The organism is Micromonospora tulbaghiae (genome assembly GCF_900091605.1).
GTDB lineage: Bacteria > Actinomycetota > Actinomycetes > Mycobacteriales > Micromonosporaceae > Micromonospora > Micromonospora tulbaghiae.
The window spans coordinates 1061965-1077340 of sequence record NZ_FMCQ01000001.1 but is presented as its reverse complement, the minus strand read 5'-3'; the positions used below and the strand labels follow the sequence as shown (position 1 = coordinate 1077340).

Annotated in this window: 18 protein-coding genes; 7 read left to right on the top strand and 11 right to left on the bottom strand. The window is 72.7% G+C overall.

All coding sequences use genetic code 11. The annotated features are described in order from the left end of the window. Nucleotides 1-6: 6 nt before the first annotated feature. Nucleotides 7-219, top strand: coding sequence for an exodeoxyribonuclease VII small subunit (locus GA0070562_RS05265; protein ID WP_091415782.1), 213 nt, complete (start codon nt 7-9; stop codon nt 217-219). A gap of 57 nt (nt 220-276) precedes the next feature. On the opposite strand, the gene GA0070562_RS05260 is transcribed toward GA0070562_RS05265, so the two are convergent. Together GA0070562_RS05260 and GA0070562_RS05255 are read right to left on the bottom strand one after the other, a co-directional pair. Continuing rightward, entirely contained in the window at nt 277-1116 is an 840-nt protein-coding gene (locus GA0070562_RS05260) for a hypothetical protein (protein ID WP_091415779.1), read from the bottom strand. Nucleotides 1117-1208: 92 nt separating this feature from the next. After that, the gene (locus GA0070562_RS05255) at nt 1209-1898 is read right to left on the bottom strand and encodes a DUF4245 domain-containing protein (RefSeq protein ID WP_175438617.1); all 690 of its coding nucleotides are present in this window, start codon (nt 1896-1898) and stop codon (nt 1209-1211) included. 147 nt (nt 1899-2045) lie between these two features. Between GA0070562_RS05255 and glpX the strand changes: the two genes are divergently transcribed. Next, nucleotides 2046-3077 carry a class II fructose-bisphosphatase gene (glpX, locus tag GA0070562_RS05250; RefSeq protein WP_091415773.1) on the top strand — a complete coding sequence of 344 codons (1032 nt, stop codon included), beginning with the start codon at nt 2046-2048 and terminating at the stop codon, nt 3075-3077. 92 nt (nt 3078-3169) lie between these two features. Then, the gene (locus tag GA0070562_RS05245) at nt 3170-4054 is read left to right on the top strand and encodes a DMT family transporter (protein WP_244254304.1); all 885 of its coding nucleotides are present in this window, start codon (nt 3170-3172) and stop codon (nt 4052-4054) included. Here the strand turns inward: GA0070562_RS05245 and GA0070562_RS05240 are convergent. Next, nucleotides 4051-4977, bottom strand: coding sequence for an NAD-dependent epimerase/dehydratase family protein (locus tag GA0070562_RS05240; protein WP_091415766.1), 927 nt, complete (start codon nt 4975-4977; stop codon nt 4051-4053). The genes GA0070562_RS05245 and GA0070562_RS05240 overlap by 4 nt on opposite strands. 140 nt (nt 4978-5117) lie before the next feature. Between GA0070562_RS05240 and GA0070562_RS05235 the strand changes: the two genes are divergently transcribed. After that, a complete protein-coding gene (locus GA0070562_RS05235) occupies nt 5118-5804 on the top strand; it encodes a TetR/AcrR family transcriptional regulator (protein ID WP_091415763.1) in 687 nt (228 codons plus the stop codon). Nucleotides 5805-5816: 12 nt separating this feature from the next. Here the strand turns inward: GA0070562_RS05235 and GA0070562_RS05230 are convergent, their stop codons facing one another. The 6 genes from GA0070562_RS05230 to GA0070562_RS05205 all read right to left on the bottom strand — a co-directional run bounded on the left by GA0070562_RS05230 (nt 5817) and on the right by GA0070562_RS05205 (nt 11061). Beyond that, nucleotides 5817-6785, bottom strand: coding sequence for an NAD(P)/FAD-dependent oxidoreductase (locus GA0070562_RS05230; protein WP_091415760.1), 969 nt, complete (start codon nt 6783-6785; stop codon nt 5817-5819). Nucleotides 6786-6891: 106 nt separating this feature from the next. Next, nucleotides 6892-7545 carry a rhomboid family intramembrane serine protease gene (locus tag GA0070562_RS05225; RefSeq protein WP_091415756.1) on the bottom strand — a complete coding sequence of 218 codons (654 nt, stop codon included), beginning with the start codon at nt 7543-7545 and terminating at the stop codon, nt 6892-6894. A gap of 102 nt (nt 7546-7647) precedes the next feature. Beyond that, nucleotides 7648-8340, bottom strand: coding sequence for an aggregation-promoting factor C-terminal-like domain-containing protein (locus tag GA0070562_RS05220; protein ID WP_175438616.1), 693 nt, complete (start codon nt 8338-8340; stop codon nt 7648-7650). A 233-nt stretch (nt 8341-8573) separates the two neighbouring features. Then, nucleotides 8574-9980, bottom strand: coding sequence for a PhoH family protein (locus GA0070562_RS05215; protein ID WP_091415751.1), 1407 nt, complete (start codon nt 9978-9980; stop codon nt 8574-8576). A 317-nt stretch (nt 9981-10297) separates the two neighbouring features. Continuing rightward, nucleotides 10298-10723 (bottom strand): hypothetical protein, encoded by a 426-nt coding sequence (locus GA0070562_RS05210; protein WP_091415748.1) that lies wholly within the window; start codon nt 10721-10723, stop codon nt 10298-10300. Continuing rightward, complete coding sequence (locus GA0070562_RS05205) at nt 10720-11061, bottom strand: hypothetical protein (protein WP_091415744.1); 342 nt, start codon at nt 11059-11061, stop codon at nt 10720-10722. The genes GA0070562_RS05210 and GA0070562_RS05205 overlap by 4 nt, the downstream gene beginning before the upstream one ends. Nucleotides 11062-11325: 264 nt before the next feature. On the opposite strand from GA0070562_RS05205, the gene GA0070562_RS05200 reads away from it, so the two are divergent. The 3 genes from GA0070562_RS05200 (at nt 11326) to otsB (ending at nt 13177) form a co-directional block, all read left to right on the top strand. Further along, a complete protein-coding gene (locus GA0070562_RS05200; protein WP_091415740.1) occupies nt 11326-11766 on the top strand; it encodes a helix-turn-helix domain-containing protein in 441 nt (146 codons plus the stop codon). 163 nt (nt 11767-11929) lie between these two features. Further along, on the top strand, nt 11930-12283 hold the full coding sequence (locus GA0070562_RS05195) for a hypothetical protein (RefSeq protein WP_013284062.1): 354 nt from the start codon (nt 11930-11932) through the stop codon (nt 12281-12283). Nucleotides 12284-12352: 69 nt separating this feature from the next. Continuing rightward, complete coding sequence (gene otsB / locus GA0070562_RS05190; protein WP_091415736.1) at nt 12353-13177, top strand: trehalose-phosphatase; 825 nt, start codon at nt 12353-12355, stop codon at nt 13175-13177. A gap of 160 nt (nt 13178-13337) precedes the next feature. On the opposite strand, the gene GA0070562_RS05185 is transcribed toward otsB, so the two are convergent. Both GA0070562_RS05185 and GA0070562_RS05180 read right to left on the bottom strand, forming a co-directional pair. Next, the gene (locus GA0070562_RS05185) at nt 13338-14108 is read right to left on the bottom strand and encodes an isoprenyl transferase (RefSeq protein WP_091415733.1); all 771 of its coding nucleotides are present in this window, start codon (nt 14106-14108) and stop codon (nt 13338-13340) included. A gap of 31 nt (nt 14109-14139) precedes the next feature. Then, on the bottom strand, nt 14140-15300 hold the full coding sequence (locus GA0070562_RS05180) for a geranylgeranyl reductase family protein (RefSeq protein WP_091415729.1): 1161 nt from the start codon (nt 15298-15300) through the stop codon (nt 14140-14142). Between the last annotated feature and the right edge of the window lie 76 nt (nt 15301-15376).

Sequence of the window (15376 nt, the reverse complement as noted above, 5' to 3'; positions counted from 1 at the left end):
GAGACGATGACCGGGACGAAACAGGACGAACAGCTCAGCTACGAGCAGGCCCGCGCCGAGCTGGCCTCGGTGGTGGAGCGGCTGGAGGCGGGCGGCACCTCGCTGGAGGAGTCGCTGGCCCTCTGGGAGCGCGGCGAGCACCTCGCCGGGGTGTGCCAGCGCTGGCTGGACGGCGCTCGCGCCCGCATCGACGCCACCCGCCAGCGCGCCGAGGACTGACCCGGCCAGGGAGCCTGCGGTGGGGTTCCACGCGAGCGCAGAACCCCACCGAGGGCGTCAGTTGAACAGGTTGTACAGCTCGGCGGGGGCCTCGACGACCTGGTCGGCCGAGGGCTTCTGGGCCGGCGCCGCGTTGCCGTAGTCGGTGTAGGTGATCTTCAGGTCCTGCGCGGCGCTCTGGCCGGCGGCCGGGATCTTGAGCACCATCTCGCTGAGCCGGCCCTGCGTGTCGACCTTGGCGGTGAACGGTACCGACTGGGCCTGCGCCCCGAGCGCGGTGATCACGGCCGGGTCGAGTGAGCCCGCCTCGGCGGCCTTCGACACGTCGACGGTGCCCTCGTATGCGCCCTCGCCGGTCTGCCGCACCTCGGTGATGCCCTGGGTCAGCACGGCGCTGCCGGCCGGGTCGAGCTTCTCGAAGTCGAAGCCCAGCGCCCGGTTGCCCTTGATCCGGTTCTGGTCGAGGTGGTGGAACTTGCCGGTGTTGAGGTTCTTCACGCCGGGGATCTGCGCGGCCGCCGTGCCGCCGAGTTCCAGCTTCACCCAGCTGTCCGGCTTCGCGTGGATCAGGTCCAGCTTCATCATCAGGTCCGACGACGGGTCGCCGATGGTCATCCGCATGTCGGCGCTCTGGCTCGGCTCGTGCACCTGCCCTTCGGCGGTGGAGCCCGCGCCGGTCATGGAGAACTTGAAGTTCCCCTCGCGGATCGCGTTAGTGGAGTCGAGCAGAGCCTGCTTGGCCGCGCTGCTGGACGCCGTGGCGCTCGGTGCGACGCTGCCGGAGGCGCTCGGGGTCGCGGAGGCGTCGGACGTCGTCCCGTTGCCGTTGCAGGCCGCCAGGCCGGGAATGAGCAGCGCCGCGGCGAACGCGGTGGCGCTGAAGCGTCGTATCTTCACGTCAACCTCTCCAGGTGGGTCGTCCGGGCTCGATGTCCCTTCTGTTCCCGCAAGCGGGGTTCCGCAATCCCGCGTCACCCGGAGGGTGGACGTCAGCGCAGCGAGGTGGCGAGCTTGCGCAGCTCCGTCTCGCCCGCGTCACCCACCACGATCACCGTGCGGTTCGGCTCCAGCAGGACGAGCGCGTGCTCGTTGCCGCGTGCGGTGTAGCGCTGCCAGCTCAGCCCGCCGGGCAGGTCGGCCGCTCCCTGCGGCTGCCCCTCGGTCAGCTCGGCCGGCAGCAGCTTCTCCGCCGGGACGTTGCTCTCCACGAGCTGCGCGCCCCGGCCCTCCGGCGTCACGTACCCGATCCGCAGCGTCGAGCCGTCCGCCTCGGTCCGGAAGCGGGCGTTGACCGTACGCCAGTCGTCGCCCAGCCCGGTCGGCTCGGCGACCGGGAAGGCGTTCGCCGAGCGGGCCTGCTCCAGCGCGGGCGCCGGGTCGACGGTGACCGGTGAGTCGCCGCCGAGGAAGCCCCGGTAGAAGGCGAGCAGCAGCGCGATCGGGACCAGCAGGATCAGCAGGGACAGCGCCATGTCCTTCGGCGACCGCTCGGACCGGCCTTTCGCCTTGCCGGCGGGCGGCGCGGGGGTGTCCGCCACGGCGGCCGGCTCACCCTGGTCCGCGACGAGCGCGGGCTGACCCTCGGACGGGGCCGGGCCGCCGTCCGGTCGGACGGGCGGCTGTCCCTGCGGCGGGGTGGCGTCGGTCGGTGTGCGGTCGGCAGGCTGTGCGGCTTCCACCCGGTCATTGTCGCAGCCCACCGGGTGACGTGATCCTGGCCTCCTCCGCCCCGCCGGGACGGCGAACCTGAGATCGTGTGAGGATCAGCGACAAAACCGGCGGCGGTGGCCGCCGGTCCCACCCCGCAACGTCGCGAGGAGGCCGCCATGACAACCACCAGGACGCGGACGCCCCAGGATCTCGACCGCAACCTCGCCCTCGATCTGGTCCGGGTCACCGAGGCCGCGGCGATGGCCGCGGGCCGCTGGGTCGGCCGGGGCGACAAGGAAGGCGGCGACGGCGCAGCAGTCGACGCCATGCGAAAGCTGATCAACTCGATTCCGATGCGCGGCGTCGTGGTGATCGGCGAGGGCGAGAAGGACAACGCCCCGATGCTGTTCAACGGCGAGGAGGTCGGCGACGGGACCGGCCCCGAGGTGGACGTGGCGGTCGACCCGATCGACGGCACCACGCTGATGAGCAAGGGCATGCCGAACGCGCTGGCAGTGCTCGCGGTGGCCGAGCGCGGGGCGATGTTCGACCCGAGCGCGGTCTTCTACATGGAGAAGCTGGCGGTCGGCCCGATGTACGCCGACGTGGTGGACATCAACGCCGGGGTGGCCGAGAACATCAACCGGATCGCCAAGGTCAAGGGCACCGACGCCGCCGAGGTGACGGTGTGCGTGCTGGACCGGTCGCGCCACGACGACCTGGTCAAGCAGATCCGGCGTACCGGCGCCGGGATCCGGTTCATCTCCGACGGGGACATCGCGGGCGCCATCGCGGCGGCCCGCGGCGAGTCGGACGTGGACGTGCTGATGGGCATCGGCGGCACCCCGGAGGGCATCACGGCAGCCTGCGCGCTCAAGTGCATGGGCGGCATGATGCAGGCCAAGCTCTGGCCGAAGGACTCCGACGAGCGCCGCAAGGCGCTGGACGCCGGGCACGACCTGGACCGGGTGCTGTTCACCGACGACCTGGTCACCGGCGACAACTGCTTCTTCGTGGCCACCGGTGTCACCTCCGGCGACCTGCTGCGCGGCGTGCGCTACCGCTCCGGCGGGGCGTACACCCAGTCGATCGTGATGCGTTCCAAGAGCGGCACGATCCGGGTGATCGACTCGTATCACCGCCTGGAGAAGCTCGCCCTCTACTCGGCTGTCGACTTCGACGGACGCCCGCTGGCCGAGCAGGAGTGAGCAGCGCCGGGACGGCGGCACCACCGGCACCGCCGACGCTGTCGACCGGGCGACGTGTCGCCGGTGTCGGGTTGGCCACCGCCTCGGGCGTGATGGTCGCCGTCCAGTCCCGGATCAACGGCGAGCTGGGCGTACGCCTGGCCGACGGGATCGCCGCGGCGGTGGTCTCGTTCGGCGTCGGCCTGCTGATCCTGCTGGTGCTGGTCCCCGCCACCCCCGGTGGCCGGCGGGGACTGGCCGCCCTGCGCGGCGCGCTGCGGGCCGGCACGCTGCGACCGTGGCAGTGCCTGGGCGGGGTGTGCGGCGCGTTCCTGGTGGCGACGCAGGGGCTGACCATCGGCGCGCTCGGCGTGGCGGTCTTCACCGTCGCGGTGGTGGCCGGGCAGTCCGGCAGCAGCCTGCTCGTCGACCGGGCCGGCATCGGCCCGGCCGGTCGGCAGCCGGTCACCCCGAACCGGCTGATCGGCGCGGTGCTCACCGTGCTCGCCGTCCTGCTGGCGGTGGGCGACCGGCTCGGTGACCCGGAGGCGCTGGCGCTGGCCCTGCTGCCGCTGGCGGCGGGGGTGGGCATCGCCTGGCAGCAGGCGGTCAACGGGCGGGTCCGGGCGGCCTCGGGCAGCGCCATGACCGCCACGCTCGTGAACTTCACAGTCGGCACGGCGGCGCTGCTCGTGACCTTCGCGGTGGACCTGGCGGTACGCGGCCGGCCGGGCGGCGCGTTCCCGGACGAGCCGTGGCTCTATCTCGGCGGCCCGCTCGGCATCGTGTTCATCGCGCTGGCCGCCGCCCTCGTCCGGTTCACCGGGGTGCTGCTGCTCGGCCTGGCCACGATCGCCGGGCAGATCGTCGGCGCGGTGCTGCTTGACCTGCTGCTGCCGACCGCCGCATCGCACCCCGGGCTGGACACGCTGCTCGGCGCGGCGCTGACCATGGTCGCCGTGCTCGTCGCCGCCTTCGGCCCGACCCGCCGCCCCTAACGGGCGGCGGCGCGCAGGCCGGTGACCATCTCGTCGACGACGCGGTCCAGCGGCGTCCCGTCGATCCCGAACGTCTCGCTCGCGGCGGTGGAGTCCATCACGAACGGCCCGGCGAACTGGTGCGCGGTCTCCCGCATCTCCCGGGCGAACGGGTCGGCCAGGCCACCGAGCCAGAGCACCGGGTAGGGCATCCGGGTCAGCCGGGGCGCCGGCGCGCCCGCCCGCTTCGCCGCCCGGTCGGCGAGCGCCCGCATGGACATCGGGGGCGCGCTCGGCACGTGCCAGGCCCGTCCCCAGGCCCGCGCGTCGGTGGCCGCGGCCACGAGGGTACGGGCGACGTCTCCCACGTACGTCCAGGTGTGCGGCGCGTCCCAGGCGACCGGCAGGAGCACCCGCTGCCCGGCGAGCACCTTGGGCAGCACCATCATGGGCAGCGACTTGCCGCCGAGGCCGATGTAGTCGGAGCCGCGTACCTCGGTGATCCGGGCTCGGCCGGCGCGGTGGGCGGCCAGGGCGTCGGCCCACATCCGGTTGCGGACGCGGCCCTTGACGCCGGTGGCGGCGAGCGGGGTCGCCTCGGTCATCGGCGCGGCGACCGGGCCGTACCCGTAGAGGTTGCCGACTGTGGCGAGCACGGCGCCGCTGCGCTCGGCGGCGGTGAGCAGGGCGGCTGCGAGCGGCGGCCAGTCCGTCGGCCACGTGTGGTACTCCGGGTTGGCGCAGTTGTAGAGCGCGTCCGCGCCCGCGGTGAGCGCGGCGAGCCGGTCCGCGTCGGCGGCGTCGGCGGCCACCCGCTCGATCGCCGGGTGCTCGGGGCCGGTGCCGCGCCGGGTGACCACACGGACCCGCTCGCCGCGTTCGGCGAGGAGGCGGGCGGTGGCGGTGCCGACGGGGCCGGCGCCGACGATCACGTGCAGTGCCATGACAGGTCCACCTTCACTGAAGCAGTCGTCCAAATCGAGAGCACCGCTCTCGAAACAGAGCATGACTCATGCGGGCGAGCCAAGTCAAGAGCAGTGCTCTCTCTTTTGATTGCTGCTCTCATCCGTGGCACAGTGAGGGCATGGTCGCTCCCTCGCTCCGCGCCCGCGTCCGCGCCGGGATGATCGAAGAGATCAAGACGGTCGCCCGGCGCCACCTGGACACCGACGGCGCGAACCTCTCGCTGCGCGCGGTCGCCCGCGACCTCGGCATGGTCTCCTCGGCGATCTACCGCTACTTCCCCAGCCGCGACGACCTGCTCACCGCCCTGATCCTGGAGGCGTACGACGCGCTCGGCGACGCGGTGGAGGCGGCCGACGCCGCCGCCGACCGGGCCGACCTGCGCGGACGCTGGCTCGCCGCCTGCCGGGCCGCCCGCGCGTGGGCACTGGCCCACCCCGCCGAGTACGCGCTGCTCTACGGCAGCCCGGTGCCCGGGTACGCGGCCCCGGACGACACGGTCGCGCCGGCCCAGCGCCCCCCGGTGACCCTGGTCGGCATCCTGCGCGACGGAGTGGCCACCGGCCGGCTCGCCCCGCCCGACGAGGAGCTGCCCGAGCCGCTGCGCGGCGACGTGGCCGAACTGGTCGAGCTGCTCGGCATGGACGTGCCGCCCGCGCTGCTGGCCCGCGGCATGGCCGGCTGGACCCAGCTGTTCGGGCTGATCAGCTTCGAGCTGTTCGGCCGGATCAACCGGGCGCTGCCGCACCGCGACGAGTACTTCGACCACCAGATCGGCCTGATGGCGGACCTGGCCGGCCTGCCCTGACGCCGATCGGCGTCAGGTGCCGTCGGAGGAGTGACCGGGGAACAGGTGCGCGGTCGGGTCGATGACGACAGCCGCGTTGTTCACGGCGGTGGCGGCCTCGCCGAAACCGGTGGCGATCAGGCGGACCTTGCCCGGATATTCGGTGATGTCCCCGGCCGCGAACACCCGGGGCAGGTTGGTGGCCATCGCGCTGTCCACCACGATGTGCCGCCGGTCGAGGTTCAGCCCCCACTCGGCGAGCGGGCCGAGGTCGGCGGTGAAGCCCAGCGCGGCCACCACCGTGTCCACCGGCAGTGTCTCCACCTCGCCGCCGCGTACGGTCAGCTCGGCACCGGTCACCGTCTCCTCGCCGTACAGCCGGCTCACCTCGGCGTTGACCACGATCCGCACCGGCAGCGCGCGCACGCGCTCGATGGTGCCCGCGTGCGCCCGGAAGCGGTCCCGCCGGTGCACCAGCGTCACCGACCGGGCCAGCGGGGCGAGCGTGGCCGCCCAGTCGAACGCCGAGTCGCCGCCGCCGACGATGAGCACGTGCCGGTCCGTCAGCTCGGTCGGCTGCGGCACGAAGTAGACGATCCCGCCGCCGGTGAAGCTCTCCGCGACCGGCAGCGGCCGTGGCGTGAAGCTGCCCAGCCCTCCGGTGATCAGCACCGCGCCGCAGCTGAGCTGCTCACCGCCGGCGAGGCCGAGCACCGGCCGGCCGTCGAGGTAGGACAGCTTCTCCGCGCGTACGCCGAGCCGGTAGTCGGGGTGGAACGGCGCGGCCTGGGCGACCAGGTTCGTGACCAGCTCGCGGCCCTTGATCGCCGGGAAGCCGGCGACGTCGAGGATCAGCTTCTCCGGGTACATGGCGGTGACCTGACCGCCCGGTTCGGGCAGCGCGTCGATCACCGACACGGAGAGTCCACGGAAACCGGCGTAGTAGGCGGCGAAGAGCCCGGCGGGACCGGCCCCGATCACGGCGACATCGACCTCGCGCATGGCGTACCGTCACTTTCCGCTTCGGGATCAACCCGTGCTGATGCGGAAACGGTAGGCGGGCGGGTGGCCGTGGGCAAGCACGTCCCGCGGTTCGATCAACGCGCCGTCAGGGCAGCGTCATCCTCGGTGAGCCGAGGCGATCCGACTCGCCGGTGTCGTTGCGGCGGCGGAACAGGATCGCCGCGACCACGCCGCCGAGCAGCCCGAACAGGTGACCCTGCCAGGAGATGCGCTCGTCGGTCGGCAGGATGCCGAGCAGTTGCCAGCCGTAGAGCAACCCGACCAGCAGGCCGACGGCGAAGTTCCACCAGCTCCGCTCCACCACGCCCCGGGTGAGCAGGATGCCGAGGTAGCCGAAGATCACGCCGCTGGCGCCGACCACCACCGAGTTGGGCGAGCCGGTGAACCAGACGCCCAGGCCGCTGACCAGGATGATGACTCCGGTGGACCAGAGGAACCGGCGGGTGCCCGCGGCCAGCACGAACGTGCCGAGCAGGATCAGCGGGATGCTGTTGCTGTAGAGGTGGTTCCAGCCGGCGTGCAGGAACGGCGAGAAGAAGACGCCGTCCAGGCCCTGGAGCCGCTGCGGGATGATGCCGGCGGTGTAGTCCAGGCCGAGTCGCAGGCCGACGTCGAGCGCCTCGATGAGGAACAGCACCGGCACGACCGCGCACATGGCGACGAAGGCCCGGCCGAGCGCCGCGTAGAACGCGTCGGTCCCGAACCGGTGGGGGTCGCCACTAGGGCCGTACCAGGTCACCTACCAAGAGCTATCAGCAAATGCGGCGGGCCGCCAGTCGGGCGGCGGTACGACGACGGCGGAACACCGGGTCTGCCCGCGTGTCCCGCCGTCGTGGTGATGTCAGTACCAGCCTGAACTCTGCGACTTCTGCCAGGCGCCGCAGGGGGTGTCGTACCGGCCCTTGATGTAGCCGAGCCCCCAGGTGATCTGGGTCGCCGGGTTGGTCTTCCAGTCGTCGGCGACCGAGGCCATCTTGCTGCCCGGCACCGCCTGCGGGATCCCGTACGCCCCGGACGAGCTGTTGGCGGCCTTCGGGTTCCAGCCGCTCTCCTTGGTCCAGAGCTTGTCCAGGCACGGGAACTGGTCGATGCCGAAGCCCTTGTCGAGCATGATGGCGCAACCGATCTTGCGGTTGCCGCTGTATTCCGCGCAGGAGGACGGGATCGGGCCGTCGTACGGCTTGACCTTCGCCTCCTTCTCCGCCTCCTCCGCCGCGGCCCGCTCCTTCTTGCGGGTGGCGGCGGCCGCCTCGGCCTTCCTGGCCCGCTCGGCGGCCTCCTTCGCCGCCGCTGCGGCGCGCAGCTTCGCCTGGTACTCGGCGGCACGCTGCCGGGACGAGTCCACGCGGTGGTCGGACAGCCGTTCGCGCTGGTACGCGTACTCCGCCTGTTCGACCTCCAGGCCGACCTGCGCGGTCCGGCCCTGCTGCTGGTTCTGTCGATCCTCACCCAGATAGAAGCCGCCGGCGACGCCCACGGAGAGCAGCGCGACAGCGGCCGTACGGGCGCCGAACCGGCTCCACAGCCGACTCACGAAGTTTCCCTTCGTCGGGGGCAGGGACACAGCACACGCATGGCCGGGTCGGGTCACGCCGGGTGCCGTGAGCGCACCGGTACCGGTGTGACCCCGGGCCGTGTCCGGCTCCCGAGTGGTAGGTGACGCTCGATGGACACCATTGCGCACAGTGAGGCCGGTGGGAAATGGCCGGGCCTAAAAGTGATCTGCGTCACCCTAAAAATCCGGACAAAGTAGTACGAAAGGCGCGGTCAGCCGGGGATGTCCTCCAGCAGATCGGTGACCATGGCGGCGATCGGAGAACGCTCCGATCGGCTGAGCGTGACGTGCGCGAAGAGGGGATGCCCCTTCAGCGCCTCGATCACCGCTGTCACCCCGTCGTGCCGGCCGACCCGCAGATTGTCCCGCTGGGCCACGTCGTGGGTGAGCACCACCCGCGACCCCTGGCCGATGCGCGACAGCACGGTGAGCAGTACGCCCCGCTCCAGCGACTGCGCCTCGTCCACGATGACGAACGCGTCGTGCAGGCTCCGGCCGCGGATGTGGGTCAGCGGCAGCACCTCCAGCAGCCCGCGCGAGGTGACCTCCTCCAGCACGTTCTCGTGCACCACCGAGCCGAGCGTGTCGAAGACGGCCTGCGCCCAGGGCGACATCTTCTCCGACTCCGACCCGGGCAGGTAGCCGAGCTCCTGGCCGCCGACCGCGTACAGGGGACGGAACACGATCACCTTCTTGTGCCGGCGCCGTTCCATCACCGCCTCCAAGCCGGCGCAGAGCGCCAGCGCGGACTTGCCGGTGCCGGCCCGCCCGCCCAGCGACACGATGCCGATGGACTCGTCCAGCAGCAGGTCGAGCGCGACCCGCTGCTCCGCCGAGCGCCCGTGCACGCCGAACGCCTCCCGGTCTCCCCGGACCAGCCGGATCGTCTTGTCCGGCAGCACCCGGCCCAGCGCCGAGCCCCGCGCCGAGTGCAGCACCAGGCCGGTGTGACAGGGCAGTCCCGCCGCGGCGTCGACGTCGAGCGTCTCGCCCGCGTACAGCCGGCCGATCTCCTCCTCGGCCAGGTCCAGCTCGGCCATCCCGGTCCACGTCGGGTCGCTGGCCTGGCCGTGCCGGTACTCGTCGGCGCGCAGCCCCACCGAGGCCGCCTTCACCCGCAGCGGCATGTCCTTGCTGACGAGCGTGACCTCACGCCCCTCGGCGGCCAGGTTGAGCGCCACCGACAGGATGCGCGCGTCGTTGGACTCGTTGCGGAACCCGGGCGGCAGCACCCCGTCGTCGGTGTGGTTCAGCTCCACCCGCAGCGTGCCGCCCTGGTCGTTGGCGGGCACCGGGCGATCCAGCCGGCCGTGGCGCACGCGCAGCTCGTCCAGCATGCGCAGCGACTGACGGGCGAACCAGCCCAGCTCGGGATGGTGCCGCTTGCCCTCCAGCTCGGAGATGACCACCAGCGGCAACACCACCTCGTGCTCGGCGAAGCGGTGGAACGCCGCCGGGTCGGACAGCAGAACCGAGGTGTCCAGGACGAAGGCCGGTCCGGCTGGTCGGGGCTCCTCGGCCTCCGCGGCTGCGGCGCGGCGGCTGCGGGTGGTCCGGCGGGTCGGGGCGGTCGAGGCCGGGGGCTGCTCGGCTCCGGCGGGGGTACGGCGAGTGGTCACAGGCCTGCTCCGCGGATGGGCACCCGGCCACCCGAGTTCCGCCTCTTCCGGTGCCCGGAGGACACGGGGTCGGATGCGGGCCCCGTGCGCGAGGACGCAGGTCCGGGCTGTCCGGCTGGCCCGGGAAAACCCCGCGCCATGCCTAGACGCTAATCGCCGCGGGGCCGCTGGGCTAGAGGTGCGCGTGGATCATCGCGTGGTCTTCGCGGGGCGTACACCCGTTCGGGTGACCGGCGCACCGGAACCGGCCGGGATGCATGCCCCCTGCGCGCATCCCGGCCGGTCGTCCACTGCGGCGCCGCGTCGCGGCGCGGGCCTCAGCCCTGGCGGCGCACCAGCGTGCCGGCCCGCGGTCCGCCGCCGGCCGCGCCGAACGACGATCCGGTGTACGTGGTGCCCACCCGGCCGACGGCACCGAGCTGGGCGGTGGCGGTGACGCGCACGGCCGGGGCCGAGCCCGGCCGGGTGGCGACCGCCGCGGGCACGGAGGTGCCGGCGAACGGCACCGCCGAGCGCCCGGCCGACGTCACCACGGTCGGGCCGGGGCCCGACAGCGCCGAGGCGATCGCCGCCTGGGCATCGCGCCGCCGGCGGTTCCAGGCACCCCGGTCGCCGTCGAAGTAGCCCTGGCGGTAGCCGAACCGGTAACCGATGCGGTAGCTGAGCTGGCCGTGCAGGCGGCCGGCCGCGTAGCAGGTGGAACCGAGCACGAGGACGAGCACCACGGCGAGAAAAGGGGTCATCGCTCGTCCGTCCCGGGCAGCGGGTCGACCACCAGCAGCCGCTCCAGGTCGTCGGTGCTGACCTCCTCGACCAGCTCGACACTGATCCGGCATCCGTCGAGGATCACCTCGGCCACCGACGCCCGGCGGATCTCCCCGCCGGAGTCGTAGACCCGCACGCTCAGCTCGGGGCAGCCGAGGTGGGTCCGCCAGGCGTCCCACTCCCCCCGGTCGCCGACGCTGAGTGAGAGGTACCGGCACCCGCGGGCGAGATAGACACGCCAGGGGGCGCTCAGCCCGGCCGACACTCCGTTCGCGATCAGCCCGAAGGCCTGGGCACGGGTCGCGAGCTCGGTCACGAGACCCCCTCGGCACCCGCGGAGTGACGCATGTGAGCACTCGTCGTCTCAAGCACGTGACACACCGTAAGTTGTCTCATGAGCGTGACAGTATCAGCTTTTCAGGCCTTTGCCGCCGTACTCGTGTCCATCTATTCTGCCCGGGTGACACCCCTCAGGAGCAGCACTGAATCGTTTACCGGAAATCCCCGATCAGCGTCACGTCGGCGTGACAGCAGCGCGCCGAGCCACCCCCTCGGGACCGACTGGCCGTACCGTCACGGGGTGACCGAGACGACCAACGCACGGAAGATCGCGTTCGCCACCTTCGTCCGGCGCGCGCTCGACGACGCCCGCGCGCTACGGGCCTGGAGCGGCACCGAGGTCTCCCGGCGCACCGGCGTCTCCCGCCAGACCATCAACCGCTGGGTACGCGGCGACTGGGCCAGCGACCCCGAGGCGGAGCGGGTGGTCGCCTTCTGCGAAGGGCTGGGGCTCGATCCGGCCGCCGCGTTCACCGCGCTCGGCTGGGACCGGACCGCCGGGCCGCGTACCGCGCCGCCCCCGCCCCCGATGGACCCGGACGTGGAGGCGCTGCTGCGCCGGCTGGTCGACCCGAACGTGTCCGACGCGGAGAAGTTCCACATTCGCGAAACCATTCGTTACCTCGCATACCGCCCGACTCTGCCGGGCGGTGTCCGAAATAGGGGTAAACAGGCGGGGTAGTTCCTCAGATGGCGAAAGAACGGAAGGTCGAACCCAATCGTTTCGCCGCGGGGACGGATCGGACCCGCTAGCGTCCACGTTTGTACTGCTAAGGGCTCGTCATCGGCGGGGGGACGGGACACAGCCGAACCCAGCCCTGCGGGACAGAAGGAGGGGTCTGTCCATGACCCTGAAATGGTTGGCAGTCGTGGTCGCGGTGGTGTCGCTGACATCGTGCGTGACCGGCAACGTGGTGGTCGGCGTACTGGACGGCGGGCAGCTTCCCCTGGTCGTCAACCTCTTCGCGCTCACCACAGCCGGCACCGCGGTGATCCTCGCCGTCGTCGCCGAGCTGCACGATCGGCTCAACGACCGGGTCAGCGCGCTCACCGAGTTCCTGGTGGCGCGGCTCAACGAGATCGAGGCGCACACCGGCGACCGCAACACCGGCTTCGTGGAGGGCTACCTGCTCAGCCACGGGCAGGAGGCGGCCGTGGTGCCGTTCGGTCGCCGGGGACGAGGAGCCGCCGAACGCTGATCCTCACGTCGTTCCGACGTCACATCTCGGCCACGAATACGCCGCCCGGCGCGGGGTACGCTGACGCGCGTGCCGCCGTTGAATCTGGGCAACCAGCAGCCGAAGACCCCGTTGAACGCGGAGCACGCCTGGCGTGCGACCGCCGCCCGCGCGGGTGACGTCGTCCTCTTCTTCGACTTCGACGGCACCCTGGCGCCCGTCGACGACGACCCCACGGCCGTACGGCCAGCGCCCAACGTGCTCAGCGCGTTGGAGGCGCTCGCCCCGCACGTCCGCCGGATCGCCATCGTCTCCGCCCGCCCGGTGGACTTCCTCCGCGACCACCTCGGTGGCCTCGTCGGCATCGACCTGTACGGGCTCTACGGCCTGGAGCACAGCCACTCCGGCGGCGAGACGGTCACCGAGCCGGCCGCCCTGCCGTGGGTGCCGACCATGTCCGACCTGGCCGAGCAGGCCCGCGCCGAACTGCCGCCCGGCGCGCTCGTCGAGTTCAAGCGACTCTCCGTCGCGCTGCACTGGCGTACCGCCCCGCAGCTCGGCGACCTGGTGCAGGAGTGGGGCCGGGCCCAGGCCGAGCGGCTGGGCCTGCGCGCCCAGCCGGGCCGGATGGTGCTGGAACTGAAGCCCCCGGTCGACCGGGACAAGGGCATGGTGATCGGCGAGACGGTCCGGGACGCCGGCGGCGCCTGGTACTTCGGCGACGACGTCTCCGACATCAAGGCGTTCGCCGCGCTGCGCGCCCGCGCCGCCGGCGATCCCGACTTCCTCGGTGTCTGCGTCGCGGTCGCCAACCCGGAGACCGGTCACGAGGTGGCCGACGCCGCCGACCTGACCCTGGACTCCCCGGCCGCCCTGGCCGACTTCCTCACCGCCGCGCTGCCCCACCTCCGCTGAGACCCCCACCACCGCAGGGCGCCGCCGCCCTTACTCGCCGATCTTGCACTTGCTGCCCGGACAAGAGGCGCAAAAGCCGCCTCGGCGGGGCCCAAACTGCAAGATCGCCGGGCGAGGGGCGAGGGGCGAGGGCGCGGCGAGGGGCGGGGGCAGTGCTGGGTCAGGTGCCGAAGCGGCGCTGGCGGGTGGCGTAGGAGCGCAGGGCGCGCAGGAAGTCGACCTTGCGGAAGTCGGGCCAGTTCAGCTCGCAGAAGTAGAACTCCGAGTGCGCGCTCTGCCAGAGCATGAAGCCGGAGAGCCGCTGCTCGCCACTGGTCCGGATGATCAGATCCGGATCCGGCAGCCCCTTCGTGTAGAGGTGCTCGGAGATGTGGTCGACGTCGAGCGAGGTGGCCAGCTCCTCGATCGTGCCGCCGTTCGCCGCGTGCTCCACCAGCAGCGAGCGGACCGCGTCGGCGATCTCGCGCCGCCCGCCGTACCCGACCGCGATGTTGACCTGAGCCCCGCCGTCGCGGTCGCGGGTGCGTTCCTCGGCGGCCTTGAGCGCGGCGGCGTGTTGCGCCGGCAGCACGTCGAGCGCACCGACCATCCGCAGCCGCCAGGGATTGCCCTCCTCGGCCAGCTCGGTGGTGAGATCCTCGATGATCTGGAGCAGCGGGTCCAGCTCGGCGGCCGGGCGGGAGAGGTTGTCGGTGGAGAGCAGCCAGAGTGTGACGTGCCCGACGCCGGCCGCGTCGCACCAGCGGAGCAGCTCCTTGATCCGCTCGGCGCCCATCCGGTGACCGTCGTTCGGGTCGACGAAGCCCATCTCCCGGGCCCATCTGCGGTTGCCGTCGCACATCACGCCGACGTGTGCGGGTACGGGCTTGCCCGCGAGCTTCGCCGTCAGCCGGCGCTCGTACACGGAGTAGAGGAGTTTCCGCAGAGTCATCACCTTGCAGGGTAGCGACCCGCGGGAGAGATCAGTGTCTCGGTGGCATATCACCTGACGCTGAGATGGCCCGGCGCGGTCGCGGCAGGTCCGCCCCGATCGCCATCAGGGTGCGCGCGTCCAGCCGGCCGTCGCCGAGACCCAGCTCCACCACCGTGCGGTAGACCCGCTCGTCCCGCCCGGCCGCGCCGACCGCCGCGTCGACCACCCGGCGCCGCCGGGCCAGCCACGCCGCCACCGAGCTGTGCCGCAGGTGGGTGCCGAGCCGGGCGCGCAGCGCGGCGGCGTACGCCCGGGCGGCCTCGGCGGGAGAGCCGGCCGCCGCCGCGCCGGCCAGCGCCCCGGAGCGCAGCGCGTAGAAGATGCCCTCGCCGGTGAACGGGTTGATCAGCGACAGCGCGTCCCCGGCCAGCAGCACCCTCCCCCGGCCGGGCGCCGGCCGGTGGGTGGACAGCGGCAGGTGGTGCGCCCGCAGCTCGGTCACCGTGGCCGGGTCGACGCCCGGGAGCAGCGCGGCCATCCGGTCCAGCAGGTGCGCGCGGGTCAGCGGTTCGCCGCGCAGCACCTCCCCGTACCCGACGTTCGCGCGCCCGTCGCCGATCGGAAAGGCCCAGGCGTACGCGGGCCAGCGCGCCGCGGAGGTGACGATGAGTTGTTCGGGCGGCCCGGCCGGCGCGGGCGCATAGCCCCGGATGGCGAGGGCCAGGTGCCGGTCCGGGTTGACCGGGTGGCCGAGCGCACGCCGCACCACCGATCCGGCGCCGTCCGCGCCGACCACCGCCCGCGCGGACAGCTCGCCGTCGAGCAGCACCCGGTCGGCGGCGATCTCCACCCGGCGTACGGTGTGCCGCCGCAACTCCGCACCTGCGGCCACCGCCGCCGCGACCAGGCGTGCGTCGAACACCTGGCGGGGCACCGTGTACGCGGGCCGGGGCAGCGTCCGGGCGACTGTGCCGCCGCCGGGGCCGACCAGGCGCAGCGCGGGCAGCGGCGCGTAGCCGTCGACCGCCCCGGTCACGCCCAGCTCGGCGAGGACGTCCAGCGCGTGCGCGGCGATGCCGTCCCCGCACGCCTTGTCGCGGGGGAAGTCGGACCGGTCGAGCAGCAGCACCCGCGCCGCGCCGGCACGCCGCGCACCGAGCGCCGCGGCCGCTCCGGCCGGCCCCGCTCCCACCACCACGACGTCCCACATGTCCTCATCCTGCCCCGCCGCACCCCGCCCCGGGCGACGATCATGAGGTTGACGGCATCAACGGAGATCGAAATCG